At 66.7% G+C, this 20,666-nt stretch carries 15 protein-coding genes; 13 read left to right on the plus strand and 2 right to left on the minus strand.

Features of this window, described 5'->3' with window-relative positions; translation table 11 throughout:
* The 8 genes from AB0D32_RS31950 to AB0D32_RS31985 form a co-directional block, all read left to right on the plus strand.
* Window positions 1-430: hypothetical protein (locus AB0D32_RS31950; protein ID WP_357098403.1), on the plus strand; the 430-nt coding region annotated here is incomplete at its 5' end.
* 112 nt (window positions 431-542) lie between these two features.
* Window positions 543-1,298, plus strand: a complete 756-nt coding sequence (locus tag AB0D32_RS31955; RefSeq protein WP_357098407.1) for a class I SAM-dependent methyltransferase — start codon at window positions 543-545, stop codon at window positions 1,296-1,298.
* A gap of 12 nt (window positions 1,299-1,310) precedes the next feature.
* Window positions 1,311-2,219 (plus strand): hypothetical protein, encoded by a 909-nt coding sequence (locus AB0D32_RS31960; protein WP_357098410.1) that lies wholly within the window; start codon window positions 1,311-1,313, stop codon window positions 2,217-2,219.
* A 150-nt stretch (window positions 2,220-2,369) separates the two neighbouring features.
* A complete protein-coding gene (locus AB0D32_RS31965; protein WP_357098413.1) occupies window positions 2,370-3,209 on the plus strand; it encodes an N-acetyltransferase in 840 nt (279 codons plus the stop codon).
* Between the two features lie 175 nt (window positions 3,210-3,384).
* Window positions 3,385-4,128, plus strand: a complete 744-nt coding sequence (locus tag AB0D32_RS31970; RefSeq protein ID WP_357098416.1) for a hypothetical protein — start codon at window positions 3,385-3,387, stop codon at window positions 4,126-4,128.
* 343 nt (window positions 4,129-4,471) lie between these two features.
* Entirely contained in the window at window positions 4,472-5,119 is a 648-nt protein-coding gene (locus AB0D32_RS31975; RefSeq protein WP_357098419.1) for a GNAT family N-acetyltransferase, read from the plus strand.
* A gap of 42 nt (window positions 5,120-5,161) precedes the next feature.
* On the plus strand, window positions 5,162-6,262 hold the full coding sequence (locus tag AB0D32_RS31980; RefSeq protein ID WP_357098422.1) for a hypothetical protein: 1,101 nt from the start codon (window positions 5,162-5,164) through the stop codon (window positions 6,260-6,262).
* Between the two features lie 582 nt (window positions 6,263-6,844).
* Complete coding sequence (locus tag AB0D32_RS31985; RefSeq protein WP_357098425.1) at window positions 6,845-9,154, plus strand: EAL domain-containing protein; 2,310 nt, start codon at window positions 6,845-6,847, stop codon at window positions 9,152-9,154.
* Here AB0D32_RS31985 and AB0D32_RS31990 read toward each other — a convergent pair.
* A complete protein-coding gene (locus AB0D32_RS31990) occupies window positions 9,110-10,033 on the minus strand; it encodes a DUF6545 domain-containing protein (RefSeq protein WP_357098428.1) in 924 nt (307 codons plus the stop codon). The genes AB0D32_RS31985 and AB0D32_RS31990 overlap by 45 nt on opposite strands.
* Before the next feature lie 407 nt (window positions 10,034-10,440).
* Between AB0D32_RS31990 and AB0D32_RS31995 the strand changes: the two genes are divergently transcribed.
* From AB0D32_RS31995 to AB0D32_RS32005, 3 genes are all read left to right on the plus strand, one after another.
* The gene (locus AB0D32_RS31995) at window positions 10,441-11,271 is read left to right on the plus strand and encodes an SAM-dependent methyltransferase (RefSeq protein ID WP_357098430.1); all 831 of its coding nucleotides are present in this window, start codon (window positions 10,441-10,443) and stop codon (window positions 11,269-11,271) included.
* Window positions 11,272-11,599: 328 nt separating this feature from the next.
* Window positions 11,600-11,911 (plus strand): hypothetical protein, encoded by a 312-nt coding sequence (locus tag AB0D32_RS32000; RefSeq protein WP_357098433.1) that lies wholly within the window; start codon window positions 11,600-11,602, stop codon window positions 11,909-11,911.
* Between the two features lie 396 nt (window positions 11,912-12,307).
* Window positions 12,308-15,568, plus strand: coding sequence for a hypothetical protein (locus tag AB0D32_RS32005; protein ID WP_357098436.1), 3,261 nt, complete (start codon window positions 12,308-12,310; stop codon window positions 15,566-15,568).
* A gap of 1,496 nt (window positions 15,569-17,064) precedes the next feature.
* Here AB0D32_RS32005 and AB0D32_RS32010 read toward each other — a convergent pair.
* Window positions 17,065-17,652 (minus strand): LPXTG cell wall anchor domain-containing protein, encoded by a 588-nt coding sequence (locus AB0D32_RS32010; protein WP_357098466.1) that lies wholly within the window; start codon window positions 17,650-17,652, stop codon window positions 17,065-17,067.
* 73 nt (window positions 17,653-17,725) lie between these two features.
* On the opposite strand from AB0D32_RS32010, the gene AB0D32_RS32015 reads away from it, so the two are divergent.
* Window positions 17,726-18,894 (plus strand): IS3 family transposase gene (locus AB0D32_RS32015; RefSeq protein ID WP_357098439.1). Its coding sequence is split into 2 segments (ribosomal slippage): window positions 17,726-18,010 and window positions 18,013-18,894, totalling 1,167 coding nucleotides; the frame shifts between segments, so codons are not numbered across the junction.
* Window positions 18,895-19,911: 1,017 nt separating this feature from the next.
* Entirely contained in the window at window positions 19,912-20,634 is a 723-nt protein-coding gene (locus AB0D32_RS32020) for a tryptophan 2,3-dioxygenase family protein (RefSeq protein WP_357098442.1), read from the plus strand.
* Window positions 20,635-20,666 lie beyond the last annotated feature (32 nt).

The raw sequence follows: 20,666 nt of genomic DNA on the forward strand, positions 1-20,666 counted from the left end.
GGTTGGCGACGCTGACACGAACCGCGTCGCCAACCACCCGACCCACCAACCACAGGCTGTTGATGTCGTGACCGACGACGACACCAGCCTGTGGCTGCTCACCGACCTGGCCACCTGCACCACCTGCGGGCAGACACTCCAGCCCTACGCCGCCACCCCACGACGCCGTTTCTACGTCTGCTTCTGCTTTTGCTTGTACGACGCCGCATACCTGGAGGCCCTCGTCGTCGGGCACGCCGCCGCCCATGACCGGCGCACCGCCATCGAACGACCTCTCATCACCTACTACCGGTGGCGCCAGGCCACCCGGGCGGACCTGCGCCAGCACCTCGTCTGCATGGTCGACCAGGTCCTCGTCCACACACCACACGCCGTCGACCTGCGCTGGCAGTCCCACGTACCCACCGCCACCGCGGCCTATCAACCATGACCGGACCGAGCCCCACCCTCGCTGCCGTGCGAAACCGGCACGTCCCCGCGAGGACCACCTGAGCACCTGATGCCGCCGGCATCACCCACCACACCAACACTGAAGGAACGCCATGACGACCACACTGCCGGCCCACCCCGCGCCGATACACCAGCTACTCAACCCGAGCATCCACAACATCCTGGACCAACTCGACATCAGGACCAACCAGAAGGTGCTGGAGATCGGCGCCGGTGCCGGCGAAATCACCGCCCGCCTGGCGCAGCTCGTCGGCCGCTACGGGGCCATCACCGCCGTCGACACCGACACCAGCCACCTCACCGGCACCCCCGTCATCGACGTCCAGCAGCGCGACCCGAACCGCGACCTCCTGCCCGGCCAGGCCGACAGCTGCGACCACATCGTTGCCCGCTGGCCCCACGGCATCCTGCGCGACCCCGCAGACGTGGTTGAGCAGCTGATCGCCCGGCTGCGCCCGGGCGGCTGGCTCGTCCTCGCCGACATCACACCGAACACGCCCCGGGTTTACCGCAGCCCCGACGACGAGTCCCTCACCCTGATCTACACCGTCATGCACCAGATCCAACGGGCTGTCACCGGCGCATACCGCGGAACCTGGACCGCCACACCCGAAACCCTGCTCCTGCACCACGGCCTGGTGCAGCACTGCATCCACGCCGCCACCGAAACCTGGACCGGAGGCGGCCCCGGATGCCGGCTACTCGCCGACATCGTCACCCACCTACATCCCACCCTGACCGACGTCACCCAGGAGGACGTCGACCGGTTCGCCAGCCTCATGGCCGACCCCCGCGTACTCCTCGGCTCCTACGAACGCCGGGTCATTCACGCCCGCGAGCGCACCTGAAGGGCGTGAACCATGACTCACCTGGCCCTTCCGGCGCGTCGCCTCCTGGGCGCACTACTCGGCGGCAGCCTCGTCCTCGCGGCGGTCACCGCCTGCCAGACCGACGACACCGCCACCACCACCTCAAGACGAGACGTGAGCCCAACAGCCGCAGAACAGCCGTCCGTCTCGCCTTCTACCACGACGACCACCGCCGCTGCCAGGCTCACCACTCGGCAGCGCTTGGAGCTGCTCGCCAGCACCATCAGCGCCACGCCCGCCGACACCACCGCCGGGCTGCCCTACACGTACCTGCACCTGCAAACGTGGGCACGCGCGACCAACACGATCGTCCGCACCGACCTACGACGCTGGCGCCACGACAGAGACGGCTCAGGCCGGGAGATCAGCCGCCGGGCACCGGACCTGTGGGGCGTTAACCACCAGCTCACGCCCGACGATCGTGACCAGTTCAGCCGGGCCGCGCAGACCTCGACGCGATACGGGGTTGGCCAGCTGCATCCCTACCTTCCCGGTGCGATCCCGGCCGACCCGGGGGAACTGGCCAAACTGCTGGCGCCGCCAGAGCTGGTCAACGAGCCGGCCTACCCGAGGCTGCTGGCCGGCGGCGTCGTTGGACTAGCCACCAGTCAGTACCTCGACCAGCGGCAACGCGCGACAGCCCTGCGCGTCCTGGCGACGGTTCCCGGCATCACGTACCGGGGCGCGACGAATGACCTCGCCGGCCGACCCGGACTGCTCTTCCAGGTCATCGCCGGGGGATCCACCTCGACGTTGGTGATCGACCCGGCCACCGGCGAACTGCTCGCCGCCCAGGAGTGGCTCGATGGCGGGCGCCGGCCAGGGCTGTTCTCCCACATCCTCCTGCTGGAGCGCGGCCGTGCCGGCAGCTCCACGGCACCACCATCGCCGCCCGTGTGATCTACGTGCGGTGACAAGCCACCGGCCGCCGAACCCATGGGGGTAGGGCGGCGGCCGGGCCTGCGTGGCCGGCGGCAGCGGTTCCCCCGTTCCCTGTCGCCGGCCACCCCACTTCCACCAGCAACAAGACAGTCAGCAAGGGAGTACGAGGTGACGCATCACATCCGGGCCGCCCGATGGACGGAGCAGGATCCCGTCGCCGCGGTGATCGCCGGGGCTCTACAGCCCACTCCTCTTGCTGCTTGGCTGGTCCCCGACGAGGAACAGCGCGGACGTGTCCTGACCGATGTTGCCAGAATCTGGGTCGAGCATGCCCTCTTCTTCGGCGACGTCTACGTCGCTGCCGGCCGTGCTACCGACCTCGCTGCCGCCGCGGTTGGCTTCCACCGGTTGGGGCCAATTCCCCCACCGCGCAAGTACACCACTCGCCTCGCCACCGCCGCAGGCCCGCATGCAGAGCGCTTCCTCGCCCTGGACGACATCATCGGCAGCCGGCAACCGGCCTACGCCCACTACTACCTCGCGTGCCTCGCTGTGCTCCCCACCCACCAGCGGGCCGGCCGGGGTCGCGCACTGCTAGCTCACCTGCGTAGCCGGACCGACCTCCTCGATCTACCGTCATGGACTGTCACCCTCCCAGCCGGGCAACACCTTCTCGCCCGAAGCGGCTATGACACCACCCAGGCGACCGCGCAGGTGAGCACCGGCGTGATCGTGCATGCGATGAGCCGCGACCAACATAAGCGCAGCGGGACTCCATCACCATCCGCCCGGCTCGCGGACGCTCCGACTCCGCTACCGCCCGTGTGTCCCGTCAGCCCTCCGGCCACGGGGCAGCCGGCCCCTACACCCGACGTGACCACACCCGGCATGACCACAGCCAGCGACCCATCACCTGTCCTCACCACCGTCGCCCAGGCCACCGGTGACAGACCCACCCAGCCCGGACCGCCGCCTGCTGATGTCGAGGAAAACCATGAGTCTCTTTAGGTACCACCTGCTCGGTCGGGCTATCGGGCTCGTCGGGGGAGCGTTGCTGATCAGCGTGTTAGTGGGCGCCTGCGCCGGACCCACGGTGCAACCGCCGGTCTCGATGCCGACTCCGACGCCCGCCTGGACTCCGAGTAGTGCACCGCCGGTCGCCGCCGGCCCGGTCCTGACCCGCTTGGCCGACCGACTCAGCGACGCGCCAGCTGACACCACCTCCGGCGCCTACCAGTACGTCGAGCGTCGCACCTGGTATCGCGACATCATTGGCCCACCCGGACCCGCCGGATGGCCCGAGCGGATTCGTTTCGACCAGCTGTGGCGTACCGACAACGCCGACAGCGGCCGACAGATCAGCGTGCACGTCGCCACCGACGGTTGCACCCCGTACGACGGAGACAGCAGCTGGACCAGGCGCTCACCCGCCGACCCGTTCGACCAGCCACCCCTGCGCAGCCCGGCCGGCCTGCGCGCTCACCTGCTCCTCGCTGGCGGGCCGGAAGACCTCTTGCCTCAGCACATCGTCGGTGGGATCGCGATGCTCTACGAACGCCAGGCGCTCACCCGCCCAGTGCGTGCGGCAGTGCTGCGGCTGCTTGCCGAGCAGCCTGGCCTGCTCGTGCGCGCCGGCGTCACCGACCGCCTCCATCGGTCCGGCCTGGACGTCATCCTCCCGTACACCGACGGCAGTGGTGTGCCACGGCGCGACATCCTCACCATCGACGCGAGCACCGGCGTTCTCCTCGCCGCCTACAGCACCATCACCGGCCCCATTCGCACCCTGGACCCACGCATGGGGCCTGACGGCGAAGCTGTGATGCTCGCCGAGGCCGCCAGCTACCGCCTCTACATCGACAGCCGCCGCACCCCGACCACCCGCGTCCCGGCGGCTGGCTGCCAGCACCCGGCGGCCAGGAAATGACCCCGCAGCGCACGCTCCGTGCTGTGAGCTGGAATTTGCAGGCGTACGGGAAGTCTGGGTCGGTAACGCGGCGTGGGCAGCACGAGTTGCAGCGCAGCGGCTTCTATGACGCCGCACCCCAGCTGAGCGCGGAGTGGAGGGCGACCGGCGGTCACCGTAGCGGCTGGAGCCGACGCGAGGACGTCTTATGGACCACCCGACCAGCAGCACTGCGCCGCTACCAGATGGTCGACACCCCAGCAGCACGCAGGCTGTCAGACCACCTGCCCATTGTGGTCGACCTCGACCCGCAGGCGATGGCGCAGGCACCGTCCGCCGCCACACGCAAGGAAGGGGGAAGGCCGTGACCGCCGAGCAGGCAGGCATCGTGGCCAGCCCTGCCCTGAACACCTCGATGCGTAAGGCAACGCCCCGCGATGTCGCCGCGATCACGGTGCTGCTGGCCAGCGCCCTGGACACCGACCCCGTCGTGCGGTGGCTGCTGCCCGACCCGACGCAGCGCGTCACCGTCCTGCACCGCCTGCTCGCCGTTGACGTCGATCACGCCATCGAAACCGAGACCGTCGAGGTAACCGTGAACCTGTCGGCGGTCGCGGTGTGGCGTCGCTACGGCCCGGACGGCTCTTCCTGGCCGCTTGGCGATCACCACCTGACCACCTTCGCCGGCACCGCGGCCCGCCGCCTGCGGCAGCTGACCTCGGTCATCGACGGCTACCGGTCCTGGGCACCGCACCACTGGCTGTCATGGCTGGCCGTGCACCCCGCCTACCGCCGACAGGGCCTCGCCAGCGAGCTACTACGCCGGCATCACGCCGTCGCCGACAGCTCCGGATGGCCCGTCTACACCGTGGTCACCACCGAGGCCATCCGCGACCTGCTGCGCAGACAGGGTTACCACGCCGCCCTGCCGCTGGCCCTACCCGACGGACCGAAACTCTGGCCCCTGAGCAGGGAAGCCCGACCGGTACGTCCCGCAGCCTCTCCTGCCTGACCGCCGAAGCCCGAGCTGTCCGCCACGATCCGAGAGCCCTTGATGCCCCAGAACATGACCCGGCGCCCGATCGCGTGGACCCCCGCCTTCGTCGCGGACGTGGTAGCCGACGTCCTGAACAGCGGCGAGAGCACCGGCCTTTACCGAGCCGCCACACTGGCGGCGCAGGCCCACCGGATCCCGGCATCCACCGTATGGCGGTGGGTGGCCAGCGCTACCGGAATCGAGACGGTGTCACTGCCGCCAGGGCTGCTCGTCTGCCGACTGTGCGCGCAGCCGATGGTGCTCGTGGATCTGCCTGAGCAAGAGCCGTGCTACACCTGCCGCTCAGCCTGCCCACGCCGACCGCTGCCCGCCGCGCAGATCAGCACCCTGATCGCCGAGGCCATGCTGCAACGCGTCCCCCACCTCGTCCCCCGCGGACGGACCCACGACGCCGCCCTCTACGCACCCGGCATCATCCGCCGCATCACCATCGGCGCGGCCCCCACCGACCTGCACATCACCTGGCACCCCGCACCACGACGGCTATACCGACCCGACCTGACCACACGCCAGCGGCTCGACCTCGCCCGCGAGCGAATGGGAGCCGGCGACATGACTGACGCACTCGGACTACTGGAGACCGGCCTCCTTCAAGTCGACCCCCGCCGTGCCGGCGCCGCCGCACGCGACGAGACGACCGCCACCGCCGCCGTCCTCTACGCGCAACTACTTCTCACCACCCACCACGATCCGACCGCTATCACCTGGGCCGCCTACGGCCACCGATCCCTGCGCAACCTCCTTGGCGACCACCACCCGACCACGTGCCATGCGCTGAAAATCCTCGCCGCCGCACACCGCCACGCCGGTCATACCTCCCAAGCCGCCGACCTGTACGCCGAGCTCGCCGCCCACCTTCACCACATGCTGGGCCCTCGGGCGCAACCCACCATCGCGGCCCACGCCACGCATGCGCTACTGCTGTTCGACAGCGGCGACTGCCTCACCGCACGGCAACTGCTCGCAGACACCCTCGCCACACACAAGGCCCAACGACCCGGACACCCCGACGGGCCTCGGATGCAACACGAACTCGAACGCATGCGCCGCCACTGCCTCAACAACAAGCACCGACACCCCGCCGGCGCCGATGCCTAACGCTCATTGGCTCCCACCCGCCCGGACCGGTACCCAAGCCTCATACGTCAGGCGCGCCGTGGCGACCCGCGCTGCCCCGGGGCGATCTTCGCCTTACCGCGAGGTGGTTGTCACGGCGGCGACTGATTGCTCAGCAGAGCTGGGTGAATTCGTCTGCTCCGCTGTCCTCCTGCTGTCGGCGATGCCCGTGGCGCCCATCAGTCGATCCGACCTCTGTGGGATCTGCCTACTTCGCCCCTCTTTAGCCAACGGAAAAGCCGCAGTGCGCGAGTGATGACCAAAAAGACCTTTTATGTTGATTGAAAACTATGTGATGGCATATGTTCCCTCTGATCTCGGTCCGGCCTAGGGAGGTGGCAGCATGCGTAAGGGCGTCGAGTGGGGCTGAAAAGCCGCTGGTGGGCTGCTACTGTGGACGACTTGCACGAGAGGGCAGGGCCGATGATCACGGGGGCCTGATTGATGCCAAACCAGCGTGGAAGATGGGCGCTGGTCACATTGACATCCATGGTTTGCATTATGGCGTCGGTGTGCCTCGTGTGGGCGGTAACCCATGCGGGGCAACCGGCGCGTTACTATTTCGTGTATCCGCTGATGGGTGCGGCGCTGATGGCGGTGGGCGCGCTCTGTTCGGCGCCATTACCGCAACGGATGCCCATTCGGATCACTCTGACGCCCACCGCGTCGTTGGTGTGCGCCGCGGCGTTGCCGGCGCCCTGGGTGATCTTGTGTGCGGCCGTCGGCGTGGCGGTAGCACGGATGGTGACGCGGTACCCCCGCGCCTCGGGCGTACACAAGGCGATCCAAAACACCAGCATGGACATCGTTGCGGCTACTGCCGCAGCGGCGGTCTTGTATGCCTTCGGCGTGCGTCCCGACTTCGTCGAGGCCGACCTGGACACGTCAGAGATGGCACGTCTTGGAGCGGGCCTCCTGGTAGCGGCGGTCGTCGTGTTCGCCATCGAAGAGTTGATCACGAGCGCCGCAGTGACGCTGGCGACCAGTAGACCGTTCCCGCTGGTGCTGCGTACCCTCTGGCGCACCCGTCTCATCGTCGCGCTCGGCGAGATCGTCACTGCCGGCCTGTTCGCGGTCGTTATCGGGCTCGACAAGCGGGCGATGATCGCCCTGCCTGCGGTGATGCTCGTGCTGCACCTTGCGGTGACGTACCGGCTGCGCATTCGTGAAGAGCGGCGCGCCTGGGAGCACCTGGCGGCGCTGACCGACGCGCTGTCGGCCCGGGACCTGCACACCGTCCTGCACACGGCCGCAGTCGGAGCGGTCGGACTATTCGGCGCCCGGGCGGCCGACATCGAGATTCAGGGCGGCGAGCGGCTGGTGCGCGCTGACAGCGAGGCGGGGGAGGCAGGAGTCGTGTACGACGGCCCCGCGTCCGAGGCTCCCGACATAGCTGGCGCCCGGACGGTGGTGCGGCACGAGATCCGGCGTGATGCGACCGGGTTGCAGGGCATGGTGCGGCTGTACCTGACGGGCCGGCGTGACGTGTTGTCGGTGCGTGAGCGGGCAACGTTGCGGGCTTTCGCCGCGAACCTGTCGACCAGCCTGGACGGCGTTCACGCCTACAGGCTGTTGGCGGAAGATGCGCGTCGGCACGAGTTGGCAGCTACCCAGGATCCCGACACCCGACTGCCGAATCGGACGGCAGTGCTGTCTCGCGTGACGGCGAAGGCGACCGGAACCTGTCACGTGGTGGTCGTCCGCTTGGAGAACTACCAGTTCCTGGCCGATGCGATCGGCAGGGACCGCGCGCTGAAGGTGCTCAACGAACTCGCCAGCCGGCTGTGCCGAGCGGCACGAGACGCGGCTTCCGTTGTCGGTCGCGTCGGCGATGCGGAGTTCGCGCTGATCATGTGGAGCCTGTCGAAGGACACCGCCTACCAGCGGGCGTGCTGGGCGGTGGCGGCGCTGCGTCGACTGGTCACCGACGAGCAGGGCCCGTTGAGCGTGCGGGCGAGCGCCGGAATGACGTCGGGACCGGCCGCGCAGGCACACGACCTCCTGGATGCCGCGGAGCGAGTGATGTGGCGGGCGGTCCGCGCGGGACAGGACCGCCTGGTCGCCTACCAGGCGGCCCCCGTGCCCAGCACCTCGTTGGCCCGAGAGCTCCTGGACGCGCGCATGTCGATCTCGTGCGAGCCGATCGTGGACCTCACCACCGGCCGCATCGTCATGGTGCAATCGACGCCGCGATTCCTCTACTCCCGACACGACGTGTTCGCCGCCGACGAGGACATCTACCAACTCATCGACGATGAGGAAGCCTTGCAGGACCTCGCCCGTAAGGTGATCTCACGGTCGGTGTCAGCGGCGACCACCTGGCACGAGGCGCTGCCTCGGACAGCGATGATCGTGCCAGTGCCGGCACGTGCGCTGACACCCCAGTTCGCTGACTCTCTGCGCGAGATGCTCAGCGGCTACGGCGTGGCAGCGTCATCGCTGGTGCTGGAAGTCGCCGAACCGACCGCACTGCACGATCGGAACACCGTCGAGCAGCTGCGGCACTACGGAGTACGACTGTTGCTGGCGAACTTTGGCAGCGACCAGGACAACTTCGAGGCACTGAACGCCGCTGACTGGAGCTTTCTGCGTCTGCACCCGGCCTACGCGCTGGACGCCGGCTGGCGGCCCGCCCGCTCCGTCATCCGCGCGGCGGTCGACCTCTCCATCGATTTGGGCTTCGCGGTCATTGCTCCCGGCATCGCAGCCGAAGACGAGCGGGAAGAGCTGGCCGCCCTTGGCTGTGTGCTGGGCAGCGGCTCACTGTTCGGCGGCGCGATGTTCCCCAGCCAGTTGAGGAACCACGCACGGCTGTGGCAGCCACGGGCCCTACCCGGACGGGCGAGAGTGCTGCGGCTGCACCGCTCGGGATGACCGGCTGCGCCGGGCGACGCCCTCGGACAGCGGCGCCACCGACAGCACCTGCGCGAGAGCCGAGTGGTGGCGTATCTCGTCGCTCGTGTGGATGGTCGCAACCAGTGGTGCCCACCGAGCGACCTCGGCTGCCACCACCGGGGAGTCATGCCACGCCAAGGAGGTGCGGGCCAAGCGCCGGGCTTCACCGCGCACATCGGACACGTCGACAGGCGGTGTCGTGTTGAGCGGGTCGTCGACAACGGGCAGCGCGGCTTGACGCCGGCGCAGCGCGACGGCGAGGGTGGCGGCGTCCGCGACCGCAGCGGCGGTCGCGGAGTCCAAGCGATACCGATGTGCCCGCCGCTGCGCGCTGGCGTGTACTTGCCTGCTGCACCAAGGGCGCAGTAGCCGCAGCGCGTCGTGAACCTCGATGACGCGGCGGTGGCGATGCCGGCTACCGCCGACCTCCACCGGCAGGGGTTCACCGGTGGTCGTGCTGACGATCGTCGCGTCGGGCATGCCGGCCCGCAGCTTGATCCACAACTGGTTGACGTGCCAGTCCGTACGACGGTCCGCCCACCACGTCGCCGGCCGCCAAGACCGCAGTCCTGCTGGCTTCCCGCCGGGCCCGTTGTTGGACCTGGCGGCGGCACGGATCATCTGCTGGTACAGCAGGTCGGCGGCCAGTTCCGCTTCGGCCTCCAGGGCGGGATCAACGTCGGAGTGCATCGCGTTGCCGCTGTGGCCAAGGACGAGATGCGCGACCTCGTGCAGCACGCTCTGCGTCCGCGCAAGCGTCGGCAAGCTCGCGTCAACAAGGATGTAGTCGGCGCGGTCCAGCGGGACAAGGACCCCGGACGGGTAGTCCGCGCCGAACGATTCGTCCCGGATGACCAACGGCCGCCCCCGGGAATCGCCAATCGCCTGGCACCACCCCTCGACTGTGTAGGGCTCGGGTGGCGGCGGCACCCTCGCCCTACGCAGACGCCGCCGCAGACGCGCGCGAGCCCACACCACCCCGACCTCCCGAAACTACGATCAGTGATGATCGAAAGGTCAGAGTGTAGCGCCCAAAGGGTCACCTGCGGGTACCCGATCATCGCACCCCGCTGGAACAAGCGGAGTCGGCAAGGCTCCCCCTTCTCATCAAACCGACACCGACGTGCCACCGCACATGCCACAAGACGGAGGAGCAGTGAGCGACCAGCAACCTGACATAGACACCACAGTGGGGCCATCGAAGTAGCAGCTATCCCGTAGGCTGCGAGATCCACAAGTGACTGGACCTGCGACGGGAGACAGTGATGAGCAGCCCGCCGACGAGTACATCGAGCCACGACCAAGGCCGTGCCACCGTCGCTCGAATATACGACTACCTTCTCGGTGGCAAGCAGAACTTCGAAGCCGACCGCGAAGCCGCGCGGCGGCTCCTGCAAGCCATACCCGACTCGGCGGACATCGCACGCTCCAACCGGCTCTTCATGCAGCGGGCGGTCCGCACCCTCGCAGAGGACGGCATCAAGCAGTTCCTCGATCTGGGTTCCGGTATCCCCACCCAGGGCAACGTGCACGAGATCGCCCAGGCAAACGATCCCAGCATCCGCGTGCTGTACCTGGATATTGATCCCGTCGCGGTCGTCGTCTCCAACCAGATCCTCAGGGACAACCCCACCTGCCGGGCCATCGAGGGCGACTTCACCCGCCCCGATCTGATCCTCGACGCGCTCGCCGACGGCGACCTTGCTAGCATCGTCGACCTCGACCAGCCGACGGCCGTACTGTACTGCTCCGTGCTGCAGCAGGTCCCCGACGATTCTATCGACGCCGTCGTCACCCCGATCCGCGAGCGGCTTGCCCCCGGTAGCGCGATGGTCATGTCCCACATCAGCGCCGCCGTGGCCGATCGCTATGACAACACGACCGTGTCCGAGGGCAAGGCCGTCTTTCGCGCCCGCGCCGCTACCGAGATCACCCTTCGCACCGACGAGCAGATCGCCGCACTACTCGGCGACTACCGCACCCTGGCACCCGGCCTCGTACCCCTCAACAACTGGCGCCCCGAGCTGAGCGAGCCAGACCCCTACGCCACGGCCCCCGGCGGCTCACCGATGCGGGGCGTGGTAGCCACCAACTGAGACCAAGCCCGCACCCGCGCGAAAGTCCTGGCCGGTGCCGGAGGTGCTTGCCATACTCCAAGGCATGGCGAACGGGTCAACCTGTTACCACTGTGGAACTACTGGCACAGCCCGCACCCTGCCCGCAGTGCACGCAGCGGGCACACGCATGGCGCGCACATCCACCACCACCATCGTCGGGGGCGCTGTCGCCGTCCGCAGTCGCAGCCGCACCAGGTCATCGAGCCTGCTGGCGGCACAACTGCGTCCCCCCGCCGCGCAGCCCTCCGCGCCACGCCCAGCCGCAGTGTCAGCGGGATGTGCCGCGCTGGCCCTCTTCATCCTCTACGTGCTGCTGGCCTCGTCGACGACTTCCCCTCAGGACGCCTCGGCAGCGCTGTTCATGGCAGCGGTCCTCACCACGGCCGCCGCCCTAGCGGCAGCCGTGGCGGCTGCACGCTGGCGACGTACACGGCAGTCAACCGTGATGACGGCGCGAGCGATGAGCGTCTGGCGCGCGGGCACCTGGTGCGCCAATTGCCACCACGTGACGTTGCCGACTCCTGGCACCGGCTTCCCGACCCTGGTGAACGCCGAACACGCCTATCGAGCGATCCACGATCTCGCAACCTCCGGCGCCACCGCAGTCGCCCTGCGCTGAGGGCCCCGATACGCGGGAGCTGACCCGTGCCCAAAAGCATCCCAGTCCGCGCCCGACAGTTCGGCCTGGCGAAGCACCTGCTCATGCCGCAACTCGCGCGGTCAACCCGAGAAGAGTGCGCAGCAGCCGACGAGGAGCTAACCCTGGTCTGGCAGAATGCCGAGCAGCCAACAGGTGATCACGGACCGTGAAGGATCGCGCGTGGGGATTTCGGTCAGGACACGAAAGCTCTTGTGGGGACGTGCCCACAATCGATGCGCCTTTCCGCAGTGTCGGCAGGAACTGACGACCGACCAGACCGACGCCCACACCGGAGAGACCTTTGCCACCGTCGTCGGGGAGGAGGCACACATCCGGTCGTCACGTTCCGACGGCCCTCGACACGAGCCTGACTTCGTGGACGTCGACGAGTATGAAAACCTGATCTTGCTGTGCCCTGTCCACCACACGATGGTCGACGCCGACGGCGGCCGTGGATATAACGTCGAAACTCTCGTGAAAATGCGCCGGGCGCACGAGCGCCAGGAGCAGCGTTCTGAGCACATCGAGCGAGCTGTTCGAGCATACGTCGGCGACCAGTACGCTGCCGACGATAAGGTTCTCTTCGAACAAGCTGAGCTGCGCGGCCCAAGCGTCGACGCGATGTTTGTCGACGTTCCCTTCGGATGTCGCCTCGACGCTGCGCCGGCTGAACTGATGGCACGCATCGCAGCCAACTATCCCGGAGACATCACGCCCATCGAGGGCTACATCGTTACAGGTGCAGCCCAAGCACTTCTCCATCCGGAGTGGTCGGGCAACGCACTCCTGGTTGGCGGTCCTGGAGCGGGCAAATCTACTCTCCTGCAGTACATTTGCCAGTTCCACCGGGCACGGCTACTCGGCCGTCACGCCTATACTGGCGGTGACCAGCGGCTAAAGCCAGTCACCGACCATATCAGGACACCGATTCGCATTGATCTTAGACGCTATGCCGATTGGGCCTCATCGAAGCAAAACCCACGCAAGGTGGAGAAAGCGAAAGCGCGACGGCAAAGTCCCGCGCAGCGCGAACTGTCCAGCCTCGAAGAATACATTGCTCATCACATCAAACTGCATAGCGGTGGCCAAGGCTTCAGCCTTGAGGACTTCAGCGTGCTCGTGGCCACACAACCTGTGCTTCTGGCTTTCGACGGCCTCGATGAAGTCGCCAACCTCAAAGACCGGGCCCTGGTAAGTGACGCTATCGTCAGCACCCATGACCGGCTGAGCACCTTCGCGTATGACCTTGTCATCGTAGCTGCAACTCGTCCGGGAGCGACGACAGCCAGCCTATGGTCATCGCAAAGTTTCCCTATCTTCAACCTCCAGCGCCTCACCTACGGCCTCCGGTTACAGTATTTGCAGAAATGGAGCGCGGTTGCGCGCTTGACGGATGAGTCGGCCAAGAAGCTTCAACGAGTGTTCCTCGACAACCAGAATGTGCCGCACATTCGGGAACTCGCCTCTTATCCCATGCAGATGGCCATCCTGCTCCATCTGCTGCACCGGCGTCAGCTGCTGCCGCAGCAGCGTACCGAGTTGTACCGCGAATACCTCAAGACTTTCCTCGACCGCGAGCAGACCGAAGAGAAAGAACCGCTACTGTCGGAACAGCGCAAAGTGATCGAAGATATCCACGCCTTTCTCGGCTGGTATCTCCAATCGCGCGCTGAGGAGGGAATTGGGGCGGGCTCGATCGGGCGGCGGCAGATACAAGAGCTGGTTCACGGCCATCTAGCGGGTCGCGAAGACGGACAAGAACTCGCAAAGTCTCTTTTCTCTGCTATCTCGTCGCGTGTGCTATGTCTCGTCGAGCGAGAAACAAATCAATTCGAATTCGAGGTTCAGTCCCTACGCGAATATTTCGCGGCTCTGTACATCTTTGACAACGCCCCACCCAGAGGCCGAGGAAATTCGCGTGACGACTGCCTCGATGCGCTCCTTGAGCGGCCGTACTGGTCGAACGTCTGCCGTTTCTTCGTCGGTATGTTCTCAGGTGTGGAGGTCCGCGGCATCCGGCATAACCTGCGGGGATTGAGCGCGAAGCCATTACTGCGAGTACATCCGCTGCTCCGCTCCACGGCAACGCTTCTACTTGATGACCGGACCTTTCAGGGTCAGCCAGATGAGCCAATCCAGGAGATCGTAGACTTTGTCCTCGACGGCCCAGGCGTGGTCCTGGCCGAGGACGGCCTTCTCGAAGCCTCCGGTACCCCGCTCGCGCTAACCGGTGGGGCCGGACGTAAGCAAGCGGTCCGACACCTTCAGAAGAGACTGTGCGAGGACGACCCGGCACCTCTGCGTATGGTTCTCGCGGACAGTCTTCATCGCCACGCGCAACCGGATGATGGCATTGCCGCGTGGTGGTGGAACTTGTTCAAGCCATCGCAGTCGTGGCTTGAGACCGCAGCGACGCTAACCGTGCTCGGCGGATTGAACGCCCGACAGACGTCCAACCTCGTCGAAGTGCTGCCAAACTTGGATCTTCCGACAGACTGGATCAGTGAGCTGCTGGTGAAGGGCGGTTATGACGGGCTGGACGAGAGCGTCCTCAGGGTCTGCATAGCCGACATCAATGATGGTGCGGCGGAGCTAGTAAGGCCGCCCGAGCCAACGACCTCCCTAGGCCGGCTACTCGAATGTGCGATTGTCTGCAGCGATCAGCGACCTTACGAGTCGGCGCAGCAGACATCTGGCTCCAACGGCCTGCGGACCAGAGTTCGCCGACGCAGCAGGAGCTCTACTGGCGCAGATTCCCTTGCGCTCATTGCTGAGTTACGCCAAAGCCCAGGCTCCCTGGAAAACTATCGTGGTTGGTATCATCGTCTGGCCAAGATTGCCGATTTCTGGGGTGATGGTTGGGTTCTTCGGCAAGCAGTAGGGGCCGTTCCGCCAGGTGTTGACTTATCCGCTATCGCAACGGACGAACGCACCGAACGCCTTCTGGCCTGTATCGTCGCGACTGAAGACCAAGCTCGCGCGCGAAAAAACGACGTCGTTTGGTGGAGGCAGCGTCTGCGTGCAGCAAAGGTGAGTGTCGATCATAGTTACAGCATATTCTCCCTACTGACGGTCGCGCGCTCCAACGTGCTAATCGAACTGGCTGGCGAGCTCAATACTGCGGTCGATCAACTTAAGCCGAAGTATCTGAGATTGCTCGGGAAAGCGCTAAGGACATCCGGAAGACGGCTCGGCGGATCAGCACTGGTCATTCAGGACCAGCTGAGAAGAAATCTCGTCAACTACTCTCCGCGTTCACTTTGGCTGCTCCGGCCTGTGGTAACTGACAGCAGCATCGAGCAAATAGACAAAAAGCTCGTCGCAAAGTACGGCGAGTTACTGGAAGCCGGTGCAGGCGACATGCGGCCGTTGCTCCGGATAGTAGGCGCAGAAAAGACCGTGAAGATCGATACTCTTCGCGGCACAAGAACCATAATCCCCACAGGTGCGTGGGCCAGCGATGTCAAGCTCGGCGCTATCGCAACCACCAAAGCAACGGAGATTCTGCGCTCTCCCTCCGATTGGCCTGCGGACGTTGTGCAGCGCGCAGTTGAGCATTTTGCGGAAAGAATGGCGACCGTCGAGCCGATTTCCTCACTGGCTGCACGCAATAACTGGTTCCAGGATATTGAATAACCATCTGGGCTGGCAGTCGTCCCGCGGCGGCTGGATACCGGCCGCGCCCGCCACCCGCCAGCCAAAGGCGAGCCGATGCCCGGCGACGAAGGCGCGGCCGGCGCCGCGGCGCGGACACTGGCGATAGCAATCCGACAGGGGCGAGCACGAGGAAGACGACACCGCTTCGAAGAGCGCGCCGGCCGGACATGCTGATCATGGAACTTCTCGTCTTGCCACATGGGAAATGCCGTGATGCAAAGCCACGCCGCCGTAACTTCGTGGACGAATGTCACGTCCGGGTGGTGGCGACAGTGGCTTACGCGGCTGGCCTGACGGCAGCACCGTCCCGTGGCCGCCTGCGACGGTCGACCAGGGTTCGATGGGCGTGGCTCCTGCGAGTTGGACTCAGCCGGCGTTCGCATGAGCTCAAGACCGCGACCGTCCCGCAGAGACTGGGTGTGTCATGGTGGTCCTCATGGCCGAAGCCAGCTATGGAGAACGCCGTGGACAAAGAATCGACCGATAATGCGCCGCAGTCCCAAACTTCGGTGTAGCCGTCGAACTGCTGCTCCGGCGTAGCAGCTTGGTAATCTGAGCCTGCCGGAGGGCGATCGCGACCGGCTATCGCTGACGGGGTGTCGCCGTGGTGGGCTGTGTCCACAGGTCTCGTAGCGGTGTCCACGAGGATGCCAGATCATTCCAGTAGCAGGTAAAGACACCTGCGAGGGGTTTCGTGGGGTCGCTCCACCAGATCGCGGCCACGATATGTCCTGCTCGATCGCCTGAGGGAATTCGATAGGCGTACTCGATGTACTGGACCCTTCGGCCGGTGGCGATCTGCTGCGTCGGGGCCGTCGCACCTGCCGCCAGGCCGGGATCGCTCATCGCTTGGGTGCGGTATCGAGCGTGGGCGGCATCCCGGTCGGTGAGGTTGCGATAGGTGATCCAGTAGCTGGTGACGATGCCGGCTGTGCAGCGTGTACGGGTTGTTTCGCCGTTACCGCGTTGGGCCTCGCTGATGGCGTCGGTTGAGCAGTCTCCGATGCCGAGCCACGGGCTGGCGAAGTCCGCGAGTTCGGGCGTCGGTAGGCGGGCGCGGTTGACGGCTGCCTGACGTTGGGAGAGTAACGCCCCGGCGGGTGGGGTGGGTGCGGTTGCCGCCGATGTGTGGCGGGCCTGAGGCAGTACCCATGACTGGAGTCCGAATCCGATGGTGGCGCCAGCGAGCAGAGCCGCCAGAGCGAGTGCCGCAGTTCCTCGCGCCGGCCGCCGGCGCCGGCCATGCCCAGGGGCAGAGGTAGCTGAGCGTTGGCAGTCGGGGCGCGGCGGCCCTGCTGTTACGTCCGTGCCGTTGTCGGGCGGCGGAGACGCGGTGGGGCGTACGGGTGAGAGCGCTGGCACCCGGCCGGGCGCGGTTGCCGGGACGTCCTCGGTCGAGGATGGCCAGACTGCCCGGTCCGGGTGCGGCGTCGTCACTAGCTACTCCTTGCTGTCGAAGATGATGCGCCGGCGGCTCAACGGGTTTTACGGCGACCGGCCAACAGCAATGCCACACCGGCGACCAGGGCCACGCCTCCGGTGCCGACGAGCGGAGCGATGCTGTCGCCCGTGACTGGCAGTGAAGGGCCGGAGTCTGCGCGGGGAGCCCGTTGTCCGCCGCCGCTGTGCGCGGTGCCTGTGCCTGGCTGAGGTCCGGTGTTCCCGCCTCGGGGCGGTTTGTGTGACGGCCGAGGGCTTGTCGGGGTGGGCTCCGGCGGGGGAGGGGAGTCGGGCGGTGGGGTGCTCGGATCGGGGCCTGGCGGAGGGGTGGGATCGGGCGGGGGAGGGGTGGGATCCGGCTCGGGCGGCGGGTTCGTCGGGTCGGGAGCTTCGGTGACTGCCGGATCGGCCGCCGCAGAGGGCTTAATCTCCTCCGGGGATCGCCGCAGCGTGGGTTCATCGGTGCCGACGGTCGTGGCTGCGGCAGCCGGTGGGGTTGCCTCGGCCCAGGCAGGTGACGCCAAAAACGCCACGGCCGTCAGAGTAGAAGCAATGACCGCTGCGGCAGTCAGGTGTCCTCGCTCCCAGAGTGCATAGGAATTCACGAACTCGTGCCTCTCCATCTCGGGGGTCTGCTGCACCGATAGGTGACATCTGAGATGGCTTGCCCTGTGGGCGAGCTGGAAGGATGTCGCTGTGCCCAAGCCCTACCCCCGAGAGTTCCGCGATGACGTCGTGCGGGTGGCTCGTGACCGCGAGCCAGGCGTGACGGTCGAGCAGATCGCGAAGGACTTCGGGGTGCACCCGATGACGTTGTTCAAGTGGCTGCGCCAAGCCGACGTCGACGCCGGCGTCTCGCCCGGGACGGCCGGCACCGAGTCGGCCGAGCTGCGGGAGGCCCGCAAGCGGATCAGGTTGTTGGAGCAGGAGAACGAGGTCCTGCGCCGGGCGGCTGCGTACTTGTCGCAGGCGCATCTGCCGGGAAAAGGCTCTACCCGCTCGTGAGCGAGCTGGCCGCCGACGGGATTCCCGTGGCGGTGACGTGCCGGGTACTGAAGATCGCTCGTCAGCCCTACTACCGGTGGCGTGCCCACCGGGTCACCGACGCGGAGTTGGCTGCGGCGTACCGGGCGGACGCGTTGTTCGACGCCCACCGCGACGACCCGGAGTTCGGCTATCGGTTCCTGGCCGATGAGGCCCGCGCTGCCGGCCAGCCAATGGTCGAACGCACCGCCTGGAAGATCTGCTCCGGCATGGGCTGGTTCAGCGCGTTCAGCAAGCGCAAGCGTCGGGGCAAGGGCGGCAAGGTCGGTCCACCGGTGCACGACGACTTGGTGCGCCGCAACTTCACCGCGAACGGCCCGAACCGGTTGTGGCTGGCCGACATCACCGAACACCGCACCGCCGAAGGCAAGCTCTACCTGTGTGCGATCAAGGACGTGTGGTCCAACCGGATCGTCGGCTACTCCATCGACTCACGGATGAAGTCGAGGCTGGCCGTCAACGCCCTGCACAACGCCGTAGCCCGACGTGGTGACGTGGCCGGCTGCGTGCTGCACACCGACCGCGGATCCCAATTCCGGTCCAGGAAATTCGTCCGAGCCCTGAACCGCCACCAGATGGCCGGATCGATGGGCCGCGTCGGCGCCGCCGGCGACAACGCGGCCATGGAATCCTTCTTCGGCCTGCTGCAGAACAACGTCCTCAACCGGCGATCCTGGACCAGCCGTGAGCAACTCCGGATCGCGATCGTGACCTGGATCGAACGGACCTACCACCGCCGCAGACGCCAGCGATCACTGTCCCGGTTGACCCCCATCGAATTCGAGACCATCATGCACCCACCGGCCAGTCAGGCCGCGTGACTACACCTGTCACCTGCCGGTGCAGCAGACCCCGGAAATGCTCATGCGGTGGGCAAGTTGCGCTGCTGCCGCGACCGCTAATGCCGGTTGGACGCTAGCGCCTCCGAGGCTTAAGCACTAGTTCGCTCTTCGTCGGCAACTGCGATATCGGCGGCTGTTCCAGCAGCTCAACGTGCCTGTGGAACGTTGTTGGCATCGCCTGATATCTGGCTAGCTTTAGTTGCATTCGTGGACACAGGCGTGGGTGTTGTGGTGGATTCGTTGCCGGTTGGACCCGGTCCTCGACAAACGGGGGAGGGACTTGGGTCTGTGGCTCGTCGTATTGCTGCGTCGGGTTGATGCTCTGTGCCCCCAGATTGGTATCGCCGACGAATGAGGATTCGAGTAACTCAACCCGCCGCGGATGTGGGGTGCCGCAGCCGACATCGGGCAACCGCCGCACTGGTGTCGGTCGGTACCACCGGGCGACACCGCGCGGCCCCGCATCGTCACCGGGCTACAGGCAAGCTTTTCGTGCTTTTCGGTCTCGCCGTGTTGGCCCTGATCGGCTGCGCACGGGCCGACGACAAGCCCCGCTCCGCACCCGCACGCACGTCTGCCGCCTCCTCGCCGGGCACCGCCGGGCGGCGGCCAGCCGCAAGCTGCCTACCGATGCGTCGACGGATGGTACGCGGTACTGGACTTCCGGCCCGCCGGCGAAGTGAGGGACCCCGCAAGAGCGCGACCACCAGGCGCCAGCGTCCCGCTCACGAAAGAACCACCCGTCACGAACAACGCGACCCTCGGCGCCGGCGCCCATCGGAACGACATGAGGGCCACCTACGACACCAACATCTGCCTCGCCGTGCAGGCCCGCGGTCCTGCATGGCAAGGCCGTTTCATACCGAGCCGATGCCACACGAGGCAGCCGTCGCTCTGGCCGGGCGGCACGCCTGACCCTCGCACCGATCAGCGCACACCTCCCAGGCACCGCCACACCCCGGCAGCGCCGAATCAATCAACGCGGAGGACCACATCGTGTCCACGACATCTCTGCCCGCCGTGCTGCCCGGTCCGGGCCGCACCGACTACGCCCGCTACATGCGCACCGACGAACTGCTGTCACTGCAACGCGGTCCCACCGAGCGGGCCCACCCCGACGAGCTGCTGTTCCAGGTGGTCCACCAGGCATCCGAGCTGTGGTTCAAACTGATCCACGATGACCTGGCGCGGGCGCTCCAGCACATCGCCGTTGACCAGCCTGGCGCGGCCGACATCCTCGTTCAGCGAGCGGCGTTGAGCCTGCGGCTGGTCACCGAGCAGCTTCACATCCTTCGGCACCTGCACCCGGCGCGGTTCGCCGCTTTCCGCAGCGCCTTGGGCAACGGCTCCGGCTTCGAGTCACCCGGTTGGAAGCATCTGCGCGACGCCACCACCGAACTCGACATCGCCTTTAGCCGGATGCTCGCCTCACTCGACCTCACGCCGGTTGACCTTCATCGCGGCGAGCCCTGCGATCCGCTGTACCGGCTCGCCGAGACGCTGGTGTCCCTCGACGAGCAGATTGCGTTGTGGCGCACCGAGCACTACACCGTAGCCACCCGCATCATTGGCCACGGTGTACTCGGCACCCGCAACACCCCGGTCGACAGCCTGGCCCGCCTCATCTCCCACCGTCGCTTCCCCACGCTGTGGGAGGCACGCACCGAGCTGACCGAGTCCAGCCTGCGGGGCCGCCACAGCCGGCAGGGCCCGCAGTGAACGCCGCCACCGCACCCCTGCCAGCAGCGATC

Source organism: Micromonospora sp. NPDC048170, assembly GCF_040652795.1.
Classification (GTDB): domain Bacteria; phylum Actinomycetota; class Actinomycetes; order Mycobacteriales; family Micromonosporaceae; genus Micromonospora.